Source organism: Allobosea sp. Root381 (assembly GCF_001429395.1).
Classification (GTDB): Bacteria; Pseudomonadota; Alphaproteobacteria; order Rhizobiales; family Beijerinckiaceae; genus Allobosea.
Genome location: NZ_LMJT01000001.1, coordinates 678,249 through 697,208, shown reverse-complemented (window position 1 = coordinate 697,208; position 18,960 = coordinate 678,249). Strand labels below are relative to the sequence as shown.

General features: G+C 66.7%; 17 protein-coding genes. 9 read left to right on the top strand and 8 right to left on the bottom strand.

Annotation, left to right across the window (positions count from 1 at the left end; all coding sequences use genetic code 11):
* Positions 1–166: 166 nt before the first annotated feature.
* A complete protein-coding gene (locus ASE63_RS03235; RefSeq protein ID WP_082609592.1) occupies positions 167–2,494 on the bottom strand; it encodes an EAL domain-containing protein in 2,328 nt (775 codons plus the stop codon).
* A 123-nt stretch (positions 2,495–2,617) separates the two neighbouring features.
* The gene (locus ASE63_RS03230) at positions 2,618–3,574 is read right to left on the bottom strand and encodes an enoyl-CoA hydratase-related protein (protein ID WP_082609591.1); all 957 of its coding nucleotides are present in this window, start codon (positions 3,572–3,574) and stop codon (positions 2,618–2,620) included.
* Positions 3,575–3,916: 342 nt separating this feature from the next.
* On the opposite strand from ASE63_RS03230, the gene ASE63_RS27045 reads away from it, so the two are divergent.
* The 8 genes from ASE63_RS27045 to ASE63_RS03195 all read left to right on the top strand — a co-directional run bounded on the left by ASE63_RS27045 (position 3,917) and on the right by ASE63_RS03195 (position 10,284).
* Positions 3,917–4,165: a hypothetical protein gene (locus ASE63_RS27045; protein WP_156410155.1), complete on the top strand. Its 249-nt coding sequence runs from the start codon at positions 3,917–3,919 to the stop codon at positions 4,163–4,165.
* A gap of 55 nt (positions 4,166–4,220) precedes the next feature.
* Positions 4,221–5,510 carry a UDP-N-acetylglucosamine 1-carboxyvinyltransferase gene (gene murA / locus ASE63_RS03225; RefSeq protein WP_056796268.1) on the top strand — a complete coding sequence of 430 codons (1,290 nt, stop codon included), beginning with the start codon at positions 4,221–4,223 and terminating at the stop codon, positions 5,508–5,510.
* 31 nt (positions 5,511–5,541) lie between these two features.
* Entirely contained in the window at positions 5,542–5,988 is a 447-nt protein-coding gene (locus tag ASE63_RS03220; protein WP_056796265.1) for a DUF2948 family protein, read from the top strand.
* 33 nt (positions 5,989–6,021) lie between these two features.
* Complete coding sequence (gene hisD, locus ASE63_RS03215; protein ID WP_056796262.1) at positions 6,022–7,314, top strand: histidinol dehydrogenase; 1,293 nt, start codon at positions 6,022–6,024, stop codon at positions 7,312–7,314.
* A gap of 37 nt (positions 7,315–7,351) precedes the next feature.
* Positions 7,352–7,840: a UPF0262 family protein gene (locus ASE63_RS03210; protein WP_056796259.1), complete on the top strand. Its 489-nt coding sequence runs from the start codon at positions 7,352–7,354 to the stop codon at positions 7,838–7,840.
* Positions 7,841–7,844: 4 nt separating this feature from the next.
* Positions 7,845–8,291 (top strand): arsenate reductase ArsC, encoded by a 447-nt coding sequence (locus ASE63_RS03205; RefSeq protein ID WP_056796255.1) that lies wholly within the window; start codon positions 7,845–7,847, stop codon positions 8,289–8,291.
* Between the two features lie 155 nt (positions 8,292–8,446).
* On the top strand, positions 8,447–8,815 hold the full coding sequence (locus tag ASE63_RS03200) for a hypothetical protein (RefSeq protein ID WP_156410154.1): 369 nt from the start codon (positions 8,447–8,449) through the stop codon (positions 8,813–8,815).
* Positions 8,812–10,284, top strand: coding sequence for a methyl-accepting chemotaxis protein (locus ASE63_RS03195; RefSeq protein WP_056796249.1), 1,473 nt, complete (start codon positions 8,812–8,814; stop codon positions 10,282–10,284). Before ASE63_RS03200 ends, ASE63_RS03195 begins: the two co-directional genes overlap by 4 nt.
* A 5-nt stretch (positions 10,285–10,289) precedes the next feature.
* On the opposite strand, the gene ASE63_RS03190 is transcribed toward ASE63_RS03195, so the two are convergent.
* From ASE63_RS03190 to ASE63_RS03165, 6 genes are all read right to left on the bottom strand, one after another.
* On the bottom strand, positions 10,290–11,507 hold the full coding sequence (locus ASE63_RS03190; protein ID WP_056796246.1) for a phosphopentomutase: 1,218 nt from the start codon (positions 11,505–11,507) through the stop codon (positions 10,290–10,292).
* Positions 11,508–11,510: 3 nt separating this feature from the next.
* A complete protein-coding gene (locus tag ASE63_RS03185) occupies positions 11,511–13,139 on the bottom strand; it encodes an ABC transporter ATP-binding protein (RefSeq protein WP_056796244.1) in 1,629 nt (542 codons plus the stop codon).
* Positions 13,136–14,308, bottom strand: a complete 1,173-nt coding sequence (locus ASE63_RS03180; RefSeq protein ID WP_082609590.1) for an ABC transporter permease — start codon at positions 14,306–14,308, stop codon at positions 13,136–13,138. The genes ASE63_RS03185 and ASE63_RS03180 overlap by 4 nt, the downstream gene beginning before the upstream one ends.
* Position 14,309: 1 nt before the next feature.
* Positions 14,310–15,395, bottom strand: a complete 1,086-nt coding sequence (locus tag ASE63_RS03175) for a microcin C ABC transporter permease YejB (RefSeq protein WP_056796238.1) — start codon at positions 15,393–15,395, stop codon at positions 14,310–14,312.
* Positions 15,396–15,401: 6 nt separating this feature from the next.
* Positions 15,402–17,273, bottom strand: a complete 1,872-nt coding sequence (locus ASE63_RS03170) for an extracellular solute-binding protein (RefSeq protein WP_056796236.1) — start codon at positions 17,271–17,273, stop codon at positions 15,402–15,404.
* Between the two features lie 198 nt (positions 17,274–17,471).
* Complete coding sequence (locus tag ASE63_RS03165) at positions 17,472–18,014, bottom strand: cytochrome c family protein (protein ID WP_056796666.1); 543 nt, start codon at positions 18,012–18,014, stop codon at positions 17,472–17,474.
* Positions 18,015–18,216: 202 nt separating this feature from the next.
* Between ASE63_RS03165 and ASE63_RS03160 the strand changes: the two genes are divergently transcribed.
* A complete protein-coding gene (locus ASE63_RS03160; protein ID WP_056796233.1) occupies positions 18,217–18,960 on the top strand; it encodes a 3-deoxy-manno-octulosonate cytidylyltransferase in 744 nt (247 codons plus the stop codon).

Here is an 18,960-nt window from a genome sequence, read left to right as displayed (position 1 = left end):
GGGCGAAGTCATGCTGGCTCCCAGGCTCCTGACGTATCTGAATGCTGCAGATGCGTTGCCGGGTGAGCAGAATCAAGCGCGGATCGGCTGCAATCAGGGTGGGAAGCGCTCGGCGCGCCGGAAATTTCCTCGCCTCGGCGCCTGGCGTCGCTTCGCCGCGCTGCGCTCAGGCGACGTTGCGGCCCTTGGGCGGGTGGACATTCGGCACCGGCTCCGGCCTGCCGAAGAGATAGCCCTGCGCGCGCTGCGCCCCGAGCAGCTGCACGGCGACGCGCTGCTGCTCGGTCTCGATACCTTCCACGACGACATTCATCGAAAGGCGGCGCGCAAGCTGGCAGACCGCCTCGATGATCGCCTTCGAGGCCTCGCTCGAATGGACGGTCCGGGTGAAGCTCTGGTCGATCTTCACCTGGGCGAACGGATAGGTCGAGAGATAGGCCAGCGACGAGTAGCCGGTTCCGAAATCGTCCAGTGCGAAGGTAATGCCGATCGTCCGCAGCTCGTCCATTGCTGCGAGCGTCGTCTTGTTGTCCTCGATGAGCAGTGATTCCGTCACCTCCAGAGTCAGCCGGCGCGAGCTGAGATCGGACGAAATCAGGGCATCCTTCACCGCCTGGACGAGGCGGCGCGGTTCGCGGAACTGCAGCGGCGAGATGTTGACCGAGACGCCGATGTTGTCTTCCCAGGAGGCGGCGTCCTTGCAGGCCTGCCGGATCGCCCAATCGCCCATCGTCGCGATCAGCCCCGACTGTTCCGCCACCGGAATGAACAATCCGGCCGGCACCATGCCCCGCGTCGGATGGCGCCAGCGCATCAGCGCCTCGCGCGAAACGGTTTCGCCCGTCCGCAGGTCGATGATCGGCTGATAGTAGAGCTCGAGCAGGCCATCCTCGCAGGCCTGGCGCAGATCGACCTCGATCTCGTGCCGCTCCAGCATCTCCTCGGCCATGGCCGGGTTGAAGAACATCAGCGTGTTGCGGCCGGCGGCCTTGGCCTTGTAGAGCGCGGTATCAGCGTGGCGCAGCAGGTCGGCCGGGGTTGCGCCGTCGAAGGGGGCCATCGCGATGCCGATGCTGGCCGTGACGTAGACCGTCTTGTTGTCGATCGTGAAGGCCTTGGTCATGGCGTCGATCATGCGCTGGGCGATGACCGTGACCACGGCGTGGTTCGCCGCCGGCAGGATCAGCAGGAACTCGTCGCCGCCGAAGCGGGCGAGGACATCGCTGCCGCGGATCGCGCTCTGCAGGCGACTGGCGGTCTCCATCAGGACGCGGTCGCCGATGTCGTGGCCGAGGCTGTCGTTGACCTGCTTGAAGCCATCGAGATCGAGATAGAGCAGGGCGAAGGGGTCGCCGGTGCGCTCCAGCCGGCCGAAAGCTTCCGCGATGTTGCCGTTGTACTCGAAGCGGTTGGCGAGGCCGGTCAACTCGTCGAAGCGTGCCATCTGCTCGATGCGCGCCTCGGTCGCCTTCCGCTCGGTGGCATCCTCGGTCGACATCAGCACGCCGCCCTCCGCCGCCGGAGCGAAGGTCACGACGAGAACCCTGCCGCCGCGGGTCTGGATTTCGCGGTTCGTCGTCTGCTGGGTGCGCTGGATCTCGACGAGCGCCTCCCTGAGGTCGCGCAGCTGTCCGGCCGCGACGACCTGGCGTTCGACCAGAAAGCGGCCGATCGCGGTGATCGGGGTGCCGGGCAGCGCGAGCGTCTCGGGCAGCCCGTAGAGGGCCCGGTGCGGCGCATTGCTGACCGCGAGCTTCAGGTCGCGGTCGAACATCGCCAGCCCATGGATCATCGTGTTGAGCGCGGCGTCGAGCGTGAGGTTCTGCGAATGCAGGGCCGAGGCCAGTGCTTTCGACTGCTTGGTCGCGTCGCTCAGGGCGACGAGATTGCGGTGCAGCGAGTTCGTGATGGCGATGTTGGCCGCCACGTAGAGAAAGGTGAAGTAGCCGATGTACTGATAATACGGGTTATGGGCCTGGATCAGGCCGATCGCCATCGGCACGCAGAAGGTCAGCAGCTGGACTGCGACGAATTTCGGCCGGCCAGCGTTTCGCGCCACATAGCCGGAGGCCATCGCGATCGTCGAGGACACCGAGGTGATATGGGCGGCCGGATCGTCCGTATGCGCCAGCGCGGCATAGCAGCTGTAGCCGAGCACGGCGCTGAAGGCCGTAGCGCCCAGGAAATAGTCGCGGTCCCAGCGCCGTGTTTCCCAATAGCCGTCCTTGGAGTGGTCGGCCCGGCGATAGGCGACGAAATGAACCAGGCGCAGGGCGACGACCGCCGACACCAGGAATGTCAGGTTCAGGAACAGGTCGAGGCCGGTCGACACCCAGCACAGGAAAGGCGTCAGGATGCCGGCGACGCCGCCCGGGATGATCGAGGCCGGCGAGGAGAATAGCGAATTGACCAGCAGCGCGTAGCCGGGCAGGTCGAAACCTTCTCCCGGCTCGCGCAATCTGGCGTTCCATAGTCGCTTCAGCGCGCCCGCCATCCACTCTGCCCTTGCGGTCGCAGGGACGCGCGCTGGCCGCGCCCGCGATCCCCGCCGCTCGCAGGATGTAGGGGCTTAGAGGTAAATGTTTGGTGTGGGGGCGCTCTGCCTGCCCTTGCGGGCTCAGCTGCCGGGCGTCAGGGCGGTCGAGGCGGCCTGCTGGTAGACCCGCGCGAGCATGCGGTCCTGCGTCTGCGCAATCCGCTGCAGCTTCGAGATCGCGCTCGGGCTGAGCCGCAGCATGCAATCCGTCCAGAGCTGGCCGAGATCCGCAAGCTCCGCCTTCAGATCGCCCGCCCGGTTGTTGAAGGCCGAGAACAGCGCGGTCTTGGCGGCATGCATCGGCAGCGAGTCGCTGGCATATTTGCGGATCCAGGCTTCGCCGGTGCCCGTCGGCACGACGGCCTCCAGCCCGCCGGCCTCCAGGAATTCCTGGGCGCTCATCTCCTCGCCGGAGAGAAGCATCTGCTCGGCAGCGCGCGGACCCATCCGGCGCGACAGGATCGCGACCGCGGTGATCGGGAAATGGTTGAACTTGATTTCCGGGTAGACGAAGGAGGCCTGCTCCTCGGCGATCATGACGTTGCATGAACGCGGCGCGTCGATGCCGCCGCCGATCGCCTTGGCGTGGATGGTGGACAGCGTCACCACGAGCCCCTTCAGCCCGCTCGCATTCATCACCGCCCCCTCGGTCGAGAGCCGCGCATACTCTGCGAGCGCCGCACGGTCGTTCTTGGCCAGGCAGTCGAGATAGAAATCGAGATCGCCGCCGAGCGTGAAGAACGGCCCCGTCCCCCGGAAGGCGAGGAAGCGAACCGGGGCGCGCTGATACTGGTCGGGGGCTCCCCAGAGCGCGAGGATCGCATTCTGGATCTTCACGAGGCTGTCGAGCAGCTGGAGCGTGAAGACCGGTTTCAGCTCGGGCTGGATCGTCACCCAGAGCGTCTTGATCTCCGGCTCGTAGCTGAGCCGCGTCTCGGGCAGGAAGCCGGCCTTGTGCCGGATCGCCTCGGTGACCTCGCAGCTCTCGCGAACGGCGGCGGGGGCGAGATCCATAATGGAACCGAAAGACTGAAACATGCCGTTGATCCCGCCTTAGCCACGCATCGAGGACGTTGGCCTCACGGTAATCGAAGTTAATGAACTGTAAACGAAATCTGGCAGAAATGGTTAATTACATTCATCTTTATTTCCTAACGTGATGTTCTGGGCTGGAAGCTGTGCCGGGCGCGAACAACGGCGGAGCGCCCCGCGCCGCAGAGCAAGCCGCATGCCCGACAAGCGTCGCTCCAGAGCCCCCGGACAGGGGGGCAAAAACCGCATCCTGGCAGGTGCGGCGACATGAGAACGCGAGGGGGAGGGGCTTCCTGTTGCATCCCGGGACAAAAACGTCGGAATCGGTGCGTTGATGGCGGGCTGCGCTTGTCCGGCACCGCGCATGCGGCTAACCATGCGCCGCGAATTCGCCGCGATCCGAGCGTTGAAAGCCGGTACCGAGTTGATGCCGTGAGCCGCCAGACAAACGCAGACGACGAGAAGAAGGCGCGCCTCGCCGCCGCCCTCCGGGAGAACCTGAAGCGCCGCAAGGCCCAGGCCCGGGCTCGACGTGCGGAAGAGGCGCCCGCGCAGGAGCCGGCACCACAAGCCCAGGCCGACTCGAAACGGTCCTGACCGAGATTCCCCAGCGCCGCCGGCCTCCAGCCGGCAGGCTTAGCAGGACCTGACGATGGACAAGATCCGCATCACCGGCGGCCAGCGCCTCAATGGCGCGATTCCGATTTCCGGCGCCAAGAACGCCGCCCTGCCGCTGATGATCGCGAGCTTGCTCACGGACGAGACGCTGACGCTCGCCAATGTGCCACGCCTGTCCGATGTCAGCGCCCTCTCGCGCATCCTGTCGAACCACGGCGTCGACCGCTCGATTGCCGGAAAGCGCATCGGCCAGTCGGCCGAGACCGGGCAGACGATCGCGCTGACCGCCCGCCAGATCGTCGATACCTGCGCGCCTTATGAACTGGTCTCGACGATGCGGGCGAGCTTCTGGGTGATCGCGCCCATTTTGGCGCGCATGGGCGAGGCCAAGGTCTCGCTGCCCGGCGGCTGCGCCATCGGTACGCGCCCGGTCGACCTGCTCCTGATGGCGCTGGAGAAGCTCGGCGCCGAGATCGAGATCGAGAACGGCTATGCGCTCGCCCGCGCCCCCAAGGGGCTGAAGGGAGCTGAGATCGTCTTCCCGAAAGTCACGGTCGGCGGCACCCATACGGCGCTGATGGGCGCGGTGCTGGCGCAGGGCACGACGGTGATCGACAATGCAGCGCGCGAGCCGGAGGTCGCCGACCTCGCCGCCTGCCTCGTCAAGATGGGCGCGAAGATCGAGGGCGCCGGCACGAGCCGGATCGTCGTCACCGGCGTCTCGCGGCTCGGCGGCGCGCATCATGCCGTCCTGCCGGACCGCATCGAGACCGGAACCTATGCCATGGCGGTCGCCATGAGCGGCGGCGATGTGCTGCTGGAAGGCGCGCGGGCCGATCTGCTGCAGGCAGCGCTCGACGTGCTGGTCAAGGCGGGCGCCGAGGTCACCGAGACGAATGAGGGGATCCGCGTGCGCCGCAACGGCCAGCCGCTGGAAGCCGTCGATGTCGACACCGATCCGTTCCCCGGCTTCCCGACCGATCTGCAGGCGCAGTTCATGGCGCTCATGACCAAGGCGAAGGGCACCTCGCGTATCCGCGAGACCATCTTCGAGAACCGCTTCATGCATGTCCAGGAGCTGGCGCGCCTCGGCGCGAAGATCAGGCTCGACGGCGATGCCGCCCATGTCGAAGGCGTCGCCAAGCTGACGGGCGCTCCCGTGATGGCGACGGATCTGCGTGCCTCGGTCTCGCTCGTCATCGGCGGGCTCGCCGCCGAAGGCGAGACCATGATCAACCGTGTCTACCATCTCGACCGCGGTTTCGAGGCGCTGGAGGCGAAGCTGACGCGTTGCGGTGCGCAGGTCGAGCGCATCTCCGGTTGACGTCCGCGGAAGGCACCGCCAGAACACGTTCATGTCGGACGATGCCGCAGACCCGCTGAAGCTCATCGCGCTCGACGCCGATGACCTGGCGATCGTTTCAACCCACCTTCAGGATGCCGTCCTGAAGGTGGCGGATATCGTCTGGCTGCCGGCGGAAAAACGCTTTGCGCTTGCCGCGCGCCGTTTCGACTGGGAGGGCGTGCCGCAAGGCCATCGTCGTCGTCGCTTGTCGGCCCTGCATTTCGACCGCGTCCTGTCCGTGCGCAGCACGAAGATCGACAAGGCGGCGCCCGATCAGGTGCTGAACCTGCTGGCGATCGGCTTTGCCGAGCGGGACACGCCGGCCGGGGACGTGACCCTGCATTTCTCGGACGGCGCCGCGATCCGGCTCGAAGTCGAGTGCATAGAGGCCCAGATGAAGGACCTCGGCCCTGTCTGGGAGGCGCTGGCGACGCCGGGCCATCCCGACGGCGCCTGAGCCGGTTCTGCGACCAAAATTCCGGGGATAGCGATGCCGATCAGGCTCGATGACAGAAGCGCCGCCTTCGAGCGCGAGTTCCGTGACCTGCTATCGGCCAAGCGCGAGGTTTCCGAGGAGGTCGATCGCGTCGTCGCCGACATCATCGCAGCGGTGCGCGAGAACGGCGATGAAGCCGTCATCGACTATACCGGACGCTTCGACCATCTGGCCCTGACGTCGCAGACGCTGCGCGTCTCGCAGGACGAGGTCGATGCGGCCGTCGCGGCCTGCCCGCCGGCCCAACTCGCCGCGCTCGAGATCGCGCGCGACCGGATCGAGGCCTATCACAGCCGCCAGAAGCCGCAGGACGCCTGGTTCATGGACACAGCCGGCGTCGAAAGCGGCTGGCGCTGGAGCGCCGTCGAGGCCGTCGGCCTCTATGTGCCCGGCGGTACGGCGAGCTACCCGTCCTCGGTGCTGATGAACGCCGTGCCGGCCAAGGTCGCCGGTGTGCCGCGCATCGTGATGGTCGCCCCGACGCCGCGTGGCGAAACCAACCCGCTCGTGCTGGCCGCCGCCCGCCTTGCGGGCGTCGACGAGATCTATCGCATCGGCGGCGCGCAGGCCGTCGCGGCGCTGGCCTATGGCACGGCGAGCATCGCCCCGGTCGCCAAGATCGTCGGGCCCGGCAACGCCTATGTCGCCGCCGCCAAGCGCCGCGTCTTCGGCCAGGTCGGCATCGACATGATCGCCGGCCCCTCCGAGGTACTGATCATCGCCGATTCCAGCGCGAATCCCGACTGGATCGCCGCCGATCTCCTGGCCCAGGCCGAGCATGACGTTTCGGCCCAGTCGATCCTGATGACGGACGATGCCGGGCTCGCAGCCGAGGTCGAGAAGGCGCTGCGGGCGCAGCTGCAATCCCTGCCGCGCGTCGGGATTGCCGCGAAGAGCTGGGAGGAGTTCGGCGCGATCCTGCTGGTCGCGGATCTGGAGGCCGCGGTACCGCTGGTCGACCGGCTGGCGCCGGAGCATCTCGAGATCATGACGGCAGACCCCGAGCGTCTCTCCGGGCTGATCCGCAACGCCGGCGCGATCTTCCTGGGCGGGCATACGCCGGAGGCGATCGGCGACTATGTCGGCGGTCCCAACCATGTGCTGCCGACGGCCCGTTCCGCCCGCTTCTCCTCGGGGCTGGGCGTGCTCGACTTCATGAAGCGGACATCGCTGCTGAAATGCGGACCTGACGCCCTGCGGGCCCTGGCGCCGGCCGTGACGCAGCTTGCGGAAGCCGAGGGCTTGCAGGCGCATGGCCGTTCCGTGACGATCAGGCTCAATCTCTGAACGCAGGGTTCCCGCCGCGGCCGGGAGCGGAGACGCCATGGACCAACCCGATCCGCCCACGAAGCATTGCCTGGTCGGCGTCACGCTCGACCCGTCCTCGCTCGGCGGCGGCACGCCCGACCAGGAGCATGAGCGGGCGGTCGCGATCTATGACCTGATCGAGCGCAACCGCTTTGCCGTGCCGGGGCATGACGGCGGGCCCTATCTCGCCCATCTCGCCATGGTCGAGCGGCGGCTGGCCTTCGAAATCAGGGAGGCGGACGGGTCTCCTGTGGTCACCCACCATCTGTCGCTCACGCCGTTCCGCCGGATCGTCAAGGATTATGCGATGGTGTGCGAGAGCTACTATGCCGCGATCCGCACCGCGACGCCCTCGCAGATCGAGGCGATCGACATGGGCCGCCGCGGCCTGCACGACGAGGCGGCCGGCATCCTCGTCGATCGCCTCGCCAGCAAGGTCGAGATCGACTTCGACACGGCCAGGCGGTTCTTCACCCTGATCTACGCACTGCACTGGAAGGGCTGAGCGCTTGGAGCCGGCTCCCGCGCGCAGGGTCCAGAGCGTCCTGTTCATCTGCGCGCATAACGCCGTGCGCTCGCCGATGGCCGAGGCGATGGCCAAGCATTTCTTCGGCAAATCGGTCTATGTCCAGTCGGCCGGGGCGCGGCGCGGCGTGCTCGATCCCTTCGCGCTTGCGGCGCTGGACGAGATCGGCATCGACGCCCATCGGCACAAACCCAAGTCGATCGAGGATCTGGCGGAGTGGGAGGGGTTGAATTTCGACCTGATCATCACGCTGTCGCCGGAAGCTCACCACAAGGCGCTAGAGCTGACGCGTACCATCGCCGCCGAGGTCGAATACTGGCCCACCGTCGATCCCACGGTCGTCCAAGGCTCGCGCGAGCAGATGATGGAGGCCTATCGGGAGGTCCGTGACGGGCTGATGCGGCGGATCAAGACCAGGCTGGCGGCCTGACCGCTCGCTGCCAGATCACGTTGCGGCGTGGCAACGTGACGACACCGCTATACTGATTCTGCTTCCGCCATAAGGAACCCTTAACCGGAACCGATCCAATTGAATTGTCTGATGGAGGACAGCCGGTGGGCGATCCTCGGGCACGCAGGCAATCCATGGAATCAACGACTATGATGCGCTCGTCGCGGGGTGCGACGTTGTCTGGCCGCGAGCGTGCCGCGCTGGCGCTGGCGTGTCTCGCCAGCATCATCGTGCCATTGCTCGCCTTGCCCGGCGCCTCGCTTGCACAGCCCGCGCCGCTCGCCATCGTCTTTCCGCCATGGGTCTCGGGCGAAGAGGCGATCGCCCGCAGCCTTTCCGCCGGGCATCGCGTGCTGCGCCCCGGCCGCACCGCCTCGATCGTCGTCGTGGCTCCGGCGGATTCGATGGCGCCTGAGCGGCCGGGTGGGGCCATCATGGTGCTCGCCCTGGCCGGACTGGCCGGTTGCCTCGATGCGGCGGTGTCCGGGCGGGCCGCTTCATGACGCGGAGCCTCGAAAACTGGAATCTCGATGTCGTCCGGCAGCGCGTTGCCTGGGTCCTGCTGGGGCTCGGCTTCCTGCATGTGCCGCTGGTGGCCCTATCCTTCTGGCTCCGCGGGGAGGAGGTCTTCCTACCCGCGAGCCTGGCCTTCCTGCTCGCCGCTGGAGCATTGCTGCTCTACAGCCGCTGCGGCGCGGCGATCGTCACCCAGCTCTTCATCGCGATGGTGCTGATCGCCCAGGTCTCGATCCTGGTATTCAGCATGGCCGGCCACCCCTGGCAGCCGGACATGCACATGTATTATTTCGCTGTGCTGGCGGTGCTCGCCGGCTTCTGCGACTGGCGGCCCATCGTCATGGCCGCGGCTTTGACGGCGATGCACCATCTCGTCCTGCAATATGCGCTGCCTTCGGCGGTTTTCTATCAGGGCGGTGATCTGTGGCGGGTGATGCTGCATGCCGTCGTGGTGGCGGTGGAGACCGTCTTCCTCGCGACTGTCGCGGTCATCATGGAGCGCATATTCCTGATGAACGAGCGCAACCTTGCGGTCGCGCACGAGATCGCCGCGCGCGAGCGCCAGACCGCCGAGCGCGAGAAGAGCCTGAGCGACGAAACGAGCCGGCGCGCGGAGAAGCTGCGCGAGATCGTCGAGGGCTTCCGCGCCAGGATGGAGCGGGAGATGGCGGTGCTGGACCGGGCGGCCGGCCTGATGCAGGAGGAGGCCGTGGCCCTGACCGGCACCTCGGATCGAGCCCGGCGCAAGACGGTGCTGGTCTCGGATGTGGCGGACAAGACCATGAGAGGGATCGAGCATCTCTCGGCGGCGAGCGACGAGCTGGCGGCTTCGATCGGCGAGATCGGTCGCAATGTCTCGCATTCCGTTGAGGGGTCCACCGCAGCCGCGGAGCTGGCGCGCAAGGCCAGCCAGGAAATCGAAAACCTGGTGCGCAACAGCAGCAATGTCGGCACCGTGGTGGAGCTGATCCGCGGCATCGCGGCGCAGACCAGCCTGCTGGCCCTGAATGCGACGATCGAGGCGGCGCGCGCCGGCGAGATGGGGCGCGGCTTCGCCGTCGTCGCCAGCGAGGTCAAGACGTTGTCGGCGCAGACGGCGAAGGCCACCGACGATGTTTCAGCCCAGATCGGCGCCATGCAGGAGGCCTCCCAGCGCTCGCTGACGGCCATTCGCGACATCGTCCTGGCGATCGGCAATGTCGAGCGCGTCGCTGATGCGATCTCGGTTTCGGTCGGGCAGCAGGGGCAGGCGACCTCCGAGATCGCCCATCAGGTCAGGATTTCGTACGAAGGTGCCAGACGCGGCGCGGATGTTGTCGACAGCTTCGAGGCGATGACCGAGGGCGCCCATGGGGCGGCCCAGCAGGTGCAGGAGGCCGCGCAGGCCCTGGCGACACAGGCGCGCAGCATCCGCGAAGAGGTGGCGAGCTTCTGCGGGGACGTTGCCGCGGCCTGAGCCTCTTACCAGGCTCGCCCGGGCCCGACCGGGCCGATCCCGAGCCATTGCGCGAGCGAAGCCGCAATGTCCGCGAAGCTCTCGCGCCGGCCGAGCGGTTCCGCTGCGATGCCCGGGCCGAAGGCGAGGATGGGCACATGCTCGCGGGTATGGTCCGTGCCGGGCCAGGTCGGGTCGTTGCCGTGGTCGGCGGTGATCACGGCGAGATCGCCCGGCCGCAGCCTGGCTTCCAGCCGCGGCAGCATCGCGTCGAAGGCCTCGAGTGCCGCCGCATAGCCCGGAACGTCGCGGCGATGGCCGTATTCGGTGTCGAAATCGACGAGATTGACGAAACAGAAGCCGCCATCCGGCAACTGGTCCAGCGCGGTCAGTGCCGCCTCGAACATGGCCGCATTGCCATAGGGCTTGATCTCCTCGCCCGTGGCGCGATGGGCGAAGATGTCACCGATCTTGCCGACGGTGACGATCGCCCGCCCTACCGCCGCCAGCCTGTCGAGAATCGTCTCGCCCGCTGGCGGAATCGCGAAATCCTTGCGGTTTCCCGTACGGCTGTAACCTGTCTCGGCGGAGCCGACGAAAGGCCTGGCGATGACGCGCCCGATCCGCAGCGGATCGACCAGGCGCCGCACCTCGCGGCAGAGCGCATAGAGCCGGTCCAGTCCGAAATGCTCCTCATGCGCCGCGATCTGCAGCACGGAGTCGACGGAAGTGTAACAGATCGGCTTGCCCGTCCGGATATGCTCCTCGGCCAACTCCTCGATGATCGCGGTCCCCGAGGCATGCTTGTTGCCGAGGATGCCGGGAATGTCGCCCTCGCGGATGATCGCGGCTACGAGATCGGGCGGGAAGGAGTTGTCCAGCGCAGTGAAATAGCCCCATTCGAACGCGACCGGACAGCCCGCGATCTCCCAATGCCCGGACGGGGTGTCCTTACCCTGGCTGCGCTCGACGCCGTAGCCATACCGCCCACCCGTCATGGCCGGCTTCGCGGCCCCGACGAGCGGCTGCCCCGTCGAGACTTCATAGGCATGGGCGAGGCCGAGGCGGATAAGGTTAGGCAGGGCGAGGGTGCCGTTGCGCAACCCTTCGCGGTCGCCGCGGCCGTCCGCACAGCCCTGCGCGATATGGCCGAGCGTATCGGCGCCTTCGTCGCCATAGAGATGCGCGTCCTCGGCTCCGCCGCAGCCGACGGAATCGAGCACGATCAGGATCGCGCGCGCCATGCTTCAGTCTCTCACCGCGGTCGCTGCAGCCGGTTCGAGGTTGAGCGCGGCGGCGAGCAGCGCCTGCGTATAGGGCTCGCGCGGCTCCGAGAAGATCGCCTCCGCCGGTCCTTCCTCGACGACCTTGCCGTTCTGCATCACCAGGACGCGATGAGCCATGGCCCGCACGACCTTGAGATCGTGGCTGATGAAGAGATAGCCGAGCCGGCGCTTGGCCTGCAGGCCGCGCAGCAGCTCGACGATCTGGACCTGAACCGACATGTCGAGTGCCGAGGTCGGCTCGTCGAGAACGACGAAGCGCGGATCGAGCGCCATGGCGCGGGCGATCGCAATGCGTTGGCGCTGGCCGCCGGAGAATTCATGCGGATACCGGTCCATGGCGGAGGGGTCGAGCCCGACATCGCTGAGGGCCTGCGCCACGATCTCGCGCTGGCGCTCATAGGACAACTCGTTCTGCTGCACGGTCAGCCCTTCCGCCACGATGTCGGCCACCGACATGCGCGGCGAGAGCGAGCCATACGGATCCTGGAAGACCACCTGCAGATCCTTGCGCTTCGGCCGCACCTGCTTGCTCGACAGCCCGTCGATACGGTCACCCAGGAAGAGGATCGGACCTTCCGAGGAGATCAGCCGCAGGATCGCCAGGCCGAGCGTGGTCTTGCCCGAGCCGGATTCGCCGACGACGCCGAGCGTCTCGCCCTCTCGCACCTTGATCGAGATGCCGTCGACCGCCTTCACATGGCCGGTCGTCCGGCGCAGGAAGCCGGTCTTGATCGGGAACCAGACCTTGATCGGCCCGGCATCGACGAGCGTCGCGGCATCAGCCGGCACCGCCGCCGGGCGGCCCTTCGGCTCCGCTGCCAGCAGCCGCTGGGTGTATTCGTGCTGCGGGTTGCCGAATATCTCGGCCACCGGCCCCTGCTCGACGATCTTGCCCTTCAGCATGACGCAGACCCGGTCGGCGATGCGCCGCACGATGCCGAGGTCGTGGGTGATGAACAGCATCGCCATGCCGAGCCGGCTCTGCAGCTCCTTGAGCAGCTTCAGGATCTGCGCCTGCACCGTCACGTCGAGCGCCGTGGTCGGCTCGTCCGCGATCAGCAGTTCCGGCTCGTTGGCGAGCGCCATCGCGATCATCACGCGCTGGCGTTGCCCGCCGGAAAGCTGGTGCGGATAAGCCTCGAGCCGGCTCGCCGCATCGCGGATGCCGACGAGCTCAAGCAGCTCGAGCGTTCGCGCCCTGGCTGCGTCGCCACGCAGCCCCTTGTGTAGCTCCAAAATCTCGCCGATCTGCCGCTGGATCATGTGCAGCGGGTTGAGCGAGGTCATCGGTTCCTGGAACACCATGGTGATGTCGTTGCCGCGCACCTTGCGCATCGCGTCCTCATCCGCTCCGAGCAGGTCCTGGCCGTTGAAGACGACCCTGCCGGAGGGGTGGTGGGCTGCGGGATAGTTCAGCAGCTTGAGGATCGACAGCGCCGAGACCGACTTGCCCGAGCCCGACTCGCCGACGATGGCGAGCGTCTCGCCCTTGGCGAGGTCGAAGGAAACGCGGTCGACGGCGAGCGTCTCGCTCCCGCCCTGGCGGAAGGCGACAGAGAGGTCCTGGACGGAGAGGAGGGGTGCGCTCATGCGAACGTCTTCCGCGGGTCGAATGCGTCCCGGACCGCCTCGCCGATGAAGATCAGCAGCGACAGCATCAGCGCGATCACCATGAAGCCGGAGAGACCGAGCCAGGGCGCCTGCAGGTTCGACTTGCCCTGCGCCAGCAATTCGCCGAGCGAGGGCGACCCCGGAGGCAGGCCAAAGCCGAGGAAGTCGAGCGAGGTCAGCGTCGTGATCGAGCCGTTCAGGATGAATGGCAGGAAGGTCAGCGTCGCGACCATCGCATTCGGCAGCAGGTGCTTGACCATGATGGCGCGGTTCGAGAGCCCGAGCGCGCGCGCGGCGCGGACATATTCGAAGTTGCGCGCCCGCAGGAACTCCGCGCGTACCACGCCGACGAGCGCGACCCAGGAGAACAGCAGCAGAATTCCCAGCAGCACGAAGAAGCTCGGCGTGATGATCGCCGCGACGATGATCAGCAGATAGAGCGCGGGGATCGAGGTCCAGATCTCGATGATGCGTTGGAAGATCAGATCGGTCCAGCCGCCGAAATAGCCCTGTATAGCGCCTGCTGTGATTCCGATCACCGAGGAGAAGCCGCACAGGATCAGCCCGAACAGGATCGAGATGCGGAAGCCGTAGATCAGCCGCGCGACGACGTCGCGGCCCTGGTCATCGGTGCCGAGCCAGTTCCATTCGAGGTCGCGGCAGCCCGTTCCGCCGGTCCGCTCGGCGATTGTCTTGCACTGCTCGTCCTTGAGCATCCAGGTCGGCGGCGCCGGCGCCGGCACCGGCAGGTCGAGATTATGTGTGCGGTAGCTGTAGCGTATCGGCGGCCAGATCGCGAAGCCGTTCTCGCCGATCTCCTTGGCGATGACGGGGTCGCGGTAATCGGTGGTGGCGAGGAAGCCGCCGAATTTTTCTTCGGGATAGTTCACGGCGACCGGGAACAGCCACTCGTCCTTGTAGCGCACGACCAGCGGCCGGTCGTTGGCGAGGAACTCCGCAAAGAGCGAGAGCACGAACAGCACGAGGAATATCCAGAGCGACCACCAGCCGCGCTTGTTCGCCTTGAAGCTGTTCAGCCTGCGCCGGTTGATCGGCGAGAGCTTGAGCCAGCCCGCGCGGTCCGGCGCGGGTGGGAGAGCCGCGTGCGTGGCGGCAGGCGGCGGAGCTTCCAGCAACGTGTCGCTCATCTCAGGTTTCCCGCGTCTCGAAATCGATGCGGGGGTCGACCCAGGTGTAGGTCAGGTCGGTGATGAGATGCACGAGGAGGCCGATCAGCGAGAAGATGTAGAGATTGGCGAAGACGACCGGATAGTCGCGATTGACGATCGCCTCGAAGGACAAGAGGCCCAGCCCGTCGAGCGAGAAGATCGTCTCGATCAGCAGCGACCCGGCGAAGAGCGCACCGACGAAGGCCCCGGGAAACCCGGCGATCACGATCAGCATCGCATTGCGGAAGACATGCCCATAGAGCACGCCGCGTTCGGACAGCCCCTTCATCCGGGCGGTCAGGACATATTGCTTCCGGATTTCGTCGAGGAAGGAGTTCTTTGTCAGGAGCGTCGAGGTTGCGAATGCACCGAGCGCCATCGCGGTGACCGGCAAGGCGATGTGCCAGAGATAGTCGACGATCTTCCCGAAGAAGCTGAGTTGCGAGAAGTTGTCGGAATGCAGCCCTCGCAAGGGGAAGATCTGCCAGAAGGACCCGCCGGCGAAAAGCACGATCAGCAGGATTGCGAACAGGAAGCCGGGAATGGCGTAGCCGACGATGACGACCGCGCTCGTCCAGGTATCGAAGCGGGAGCCGTCCTTCACCGCCTTGCGAATGCCGAGCGGGATCGAGACGGCATAAGAGAGCAGCGTCATCCACAGGCCCAGCGAGATCGACACCGGCAGCTTTTCCTTGATGAGCTGCAGCACCGGCGCGTCGCGGAAATAGCTGCGGCCGAAATCGAAGCGGACATAGTCGCCGAGCATCTTCAGGAAGCGCTCATGCGCCGGCTTGTCGAACCCGAACTGCTGCTCGAGCTCCTTGATGAAGGCGGGGTCCAGCCCCTGCGCGCCGCGATAGGAGGAATCGCCGGACTGGGCCCCGGCATCGCCGCCCCCGCCGCCGACGCGGTCGGACACGCCGCCGCTATTGGGGTTCTGGAGCTGCGAGATCACGCGCTCGACCGGCCCGCCCGGTGCGAACTGCACAATCACGAAGGAAATCAGCAGGATGCCGAACAAAGTCGGCACCATCAGCGCGAGGCGGCGGGCGATGTAGCTCAGCATGCCGCCTTAAGCCTTCCCGATCCGCTTCGCCTTCTCGGCGTTGTACCACCAGATGCCCGGCGCGCCGGAGCCGTATTTCGGCTTGGTCTGCGGCCGGTCGAACATGTCCCAATAGGCGAGCCATTCCTCGTCATTCCACCACATCGGGATCCAGTAGCGCCCGGCCCGCAGCAGCCGGTCGAGGCATTTCGCGGCGACGACGACTTCGGCATAGCTGTCGGCCTGACCGATTGCCTCGATCATCGCGTCGATCGCCGGGCTTGAAACGCCGCCGAGATTGCGCGAGCCCGGCGTCTTGGCGGCCTGCGAGCCGTAGACGACCCTGAGCGTGTCGCTTGGGATCGCGCTGCCGCTGAGCGCCATGCTGATCACGTCGAAGTCGAACTCCTGCGTTCGCCGCTGATACTGCGCCGGGTCGACCAGGCGCGAGGTGGCGTTGATGCCGAGCCGCTTCAGATTGGCTTGGAAGGGCTGGGTGTGCGGCTGGAGCGCCCCTTGGGAGTCGAGGAACTCGATCTCGAAGGGCTGGCCGTTCGGCAGCTTCAGGACGTTGCCCTCGCGCTTGCAGCCGGCCGCGCGCAGCATTTCGTCGGCGCGGCGCAGCAAGGCGCGGTCGCTGCCCGAGCCATCCGAGACCGGCGGCAGCCAGGGCTCGCCGAAGACCTCGTCCGGGACCTTGCCGCGGAACGGCTCGAGCAGCGCAAGCTCTTCAGTGGACGGCTTGCCGACGGCCTTCGAATCCGAATTCTCGAAATAGGAGGTCATGCGCTCATAGGAGCCGAACATGATGGTCTTGCGCGTCCACTCGAAATCGAAGCAGAGCCCGAGAGCCTCGCGAATTCGCGGATCGGCGAATTTCTCGCGGCGCAGGTTGAAGATCCAGCCCTGCGAGCCGACAGGGTCGGTCTTCGGCAAGGCTTCCTTCTTGACCTTGCCCTCGTGGATTGCCGGAAAATCGTAGCCGGTCGCCCAGATGCGCGAGGTGAATTCCTCCTGGAAGGTGATGACGCCGCTCTTGAAGGCCTCGAACGCCACCTGCCGGTCGCGGAAATACTCCCAGCGCACGCGGTCGAAATTGTTGACGCCGATATTCACGGGCAGGTCCTTGCCCCAGTAATCCGCGACGCGTTCGAACTCGATGAAGCGGCCCTGCTCGAAGCGGCCGACCTTGTAGGCGCCCGAGCCGAGCGGCGGCTCCAGCGTCGAGGCCTCGAAGTTGCGGTTCGACCAGAATTTCTCCGAGAAGACCGGCATGCCGGCGACGATGAGGTGCAGGTCGCGGCTGCGCTTGGGCGAGAGTTGCGCGATGAAGACATCCTCGCTTTCGGCCGTGGCCGAGGCCAGTTCGTTGAGCATCAGGCGAAAGGAGGGGTGGCCCTTGCTCTTCAGGATGTTCATCGAGAAGGCGACGTCGGCTGCGGTGACGCGCGTGCCGTCATGGAAGCGCGCTTCGGGCCGCAGCCGGAAGCGATAGGTCAGCTTGTCGGCCGACACCGAAACGCTCTTCGCCAGCAGGCCGTAGAGCGTGCCGGGCTCGTCGCCCGATCCGGACATCAGGCTGTCGAAGCAGGCATCCATGCCGGCCGCGCCGTCGCCCTGCAGCACGAAGGTGTTGAGCGTGTTGAAGGTGTCGAAGCTCTGGTTCCCACTGCCGCGCTTAATCTGGATCGTCAGCGTGCCGCCCTTCGGCGCCTTGGGGTTCACATAGGGGAAATGCGGAAAGTCCGGCGGCAGGCCGAGCTCGCCGAAGGTCGAGAGGCCGTGCAGCTCCGCCTCCTGCGCGAAGGCACGCCCGCTCAAGCCGCCCGGCAGCGCCGCTCCCGCCGCGGCGAGCATGCCGGCTTCGAGAACGCGGCGGCGGGTGATGCGGGTCGTCATCTTGGCGCTTCTCCTCATCGACGGGCGCACGAATCGCCCCTGGATTGGTGTCGCGCGCCCGGGGAGCGGGCGCAACCATGACACACGACGCCATCGTGGCGGCAACAGCATGGCCGGTGCAAGAAAAACGCCGCAAAACGAAAAGCCGGGCAACTGGCCCGGCTTCACGAATTCATCAGCGCTGATCAGGAATGCCGCTCAGGGCGTCGGCAGCGGCTTCGGCGCGTCGGCCAGCGTGTTGAGATAGGCGACGACGTCGGCGCGGGTGTCGGGGCGGCTCATGCCGGCATAGGCCATAATGGTGCCGGGGACATAGGCCTTCGGATTCTTCAGGAAGCTGTCGAGCGCCTCGGCGTCCCAGTTCTTGTCGTTGCGGCCTTTCATCGCCGCCGAATAGTTGAAGCCTGCGACGGCACCCTCGGCGCGGCCATAGACGTCGAAGAGATGCGGGCCGATCTTGTTGGCGCCACCCTTCTCGAAGGTGTGGCAGGCCTTGCATGCGCCGACGGCCTTCTCGCCCTTGGCCGGATCGGCCTTGGCGAGGCGGACCGCGATCGGCTCGTCGGCGACGGGAGCAGCGGCCGCGCTGGCTCCGGCAGCGGGCTCGGCGCTCGGCAGGTCGAAGCCCGGCACGGCCGGCTTCTTCGGCGCGAACACGATGCCGGCGACCATGTTGAGGCTCATGACCACCAGAAGCGTTGAGAGTGCCGCACCGGCGATCTTGTTGGCTTCGATATTCATCGTATCCGAACCCTCGGCCACCGGCGCAGGGCGCGGGAGGCAATACAGCGCATTGGCCGGGGCCTCGCAGCGCCGACACAGGAGCGTTGCTTAACCGCTTTGCGCGCTTCATTGCAACTCGTATAAGCACGCTCCGCTTTGAGACTATTTGCCGCTTCCCGTCGCGCCCGCGCGCCGCTGCCACCGAGTCCCTCTCGCCGCCATGCCTGACCCGCTGATCCTTATCCCCGCGCGCATGACCGCAACGCGCCTGCCGGGCAAACCTCTCGCGGATATCGGCGGCGAGGCGATGATCGTCCATGTCTGGCGGCGGGCCGTCGAAGCGGGGATCGGCCCGGTGGCGGTCGCGACCGATTCCGCCGAGATCGCCGCTGCCGTGGAGGCCGCCGGCGGCGTCGCGGTGATGACCCGCGACGATCACCCCTCCGGCTCGGACCGCATCAAGGAAGCCGCCGACATCCTCGATCCGGCGGGCAGGCACGACGTCATCGTCAACGTCCAGGGCGATCTGCCGACGATCGATCCGCGCGTCATCGCGGCCTCGGTCGGCCCGCTATCGGATCCGGCGGTCGATATCGTGACGCTGGCTGCGGTCATCACGCGCGAGGAGGAGAGCACGGAGCCGAGCGTCGTCAAGGCGATTGCCAGCGAGATCGGCGCTGGCCGCATGCGCGCGCTCTATTTCACCCGCGCCACGGCTCCGAGCGGCGAGGGGCCGCTCTATCACCATATCGGACTCTACGCCTATCGCCGCCGGGCGCTCGACCGTTTCGTCGCGCTGCCGCCGTCGCCCTTGGAGAAGCGCGAGCGGCTGGAGCAACTGCGCGCCGTCGAGGACGGCATGCGCATCGACATCATCGTCGTCGACGACGTGCCGCTCGGCGTCGACACGCCCCATGACCTCGATCGCGCCCGCGCGATCCTCGAAGCCCGCGCCGGAGCCTGA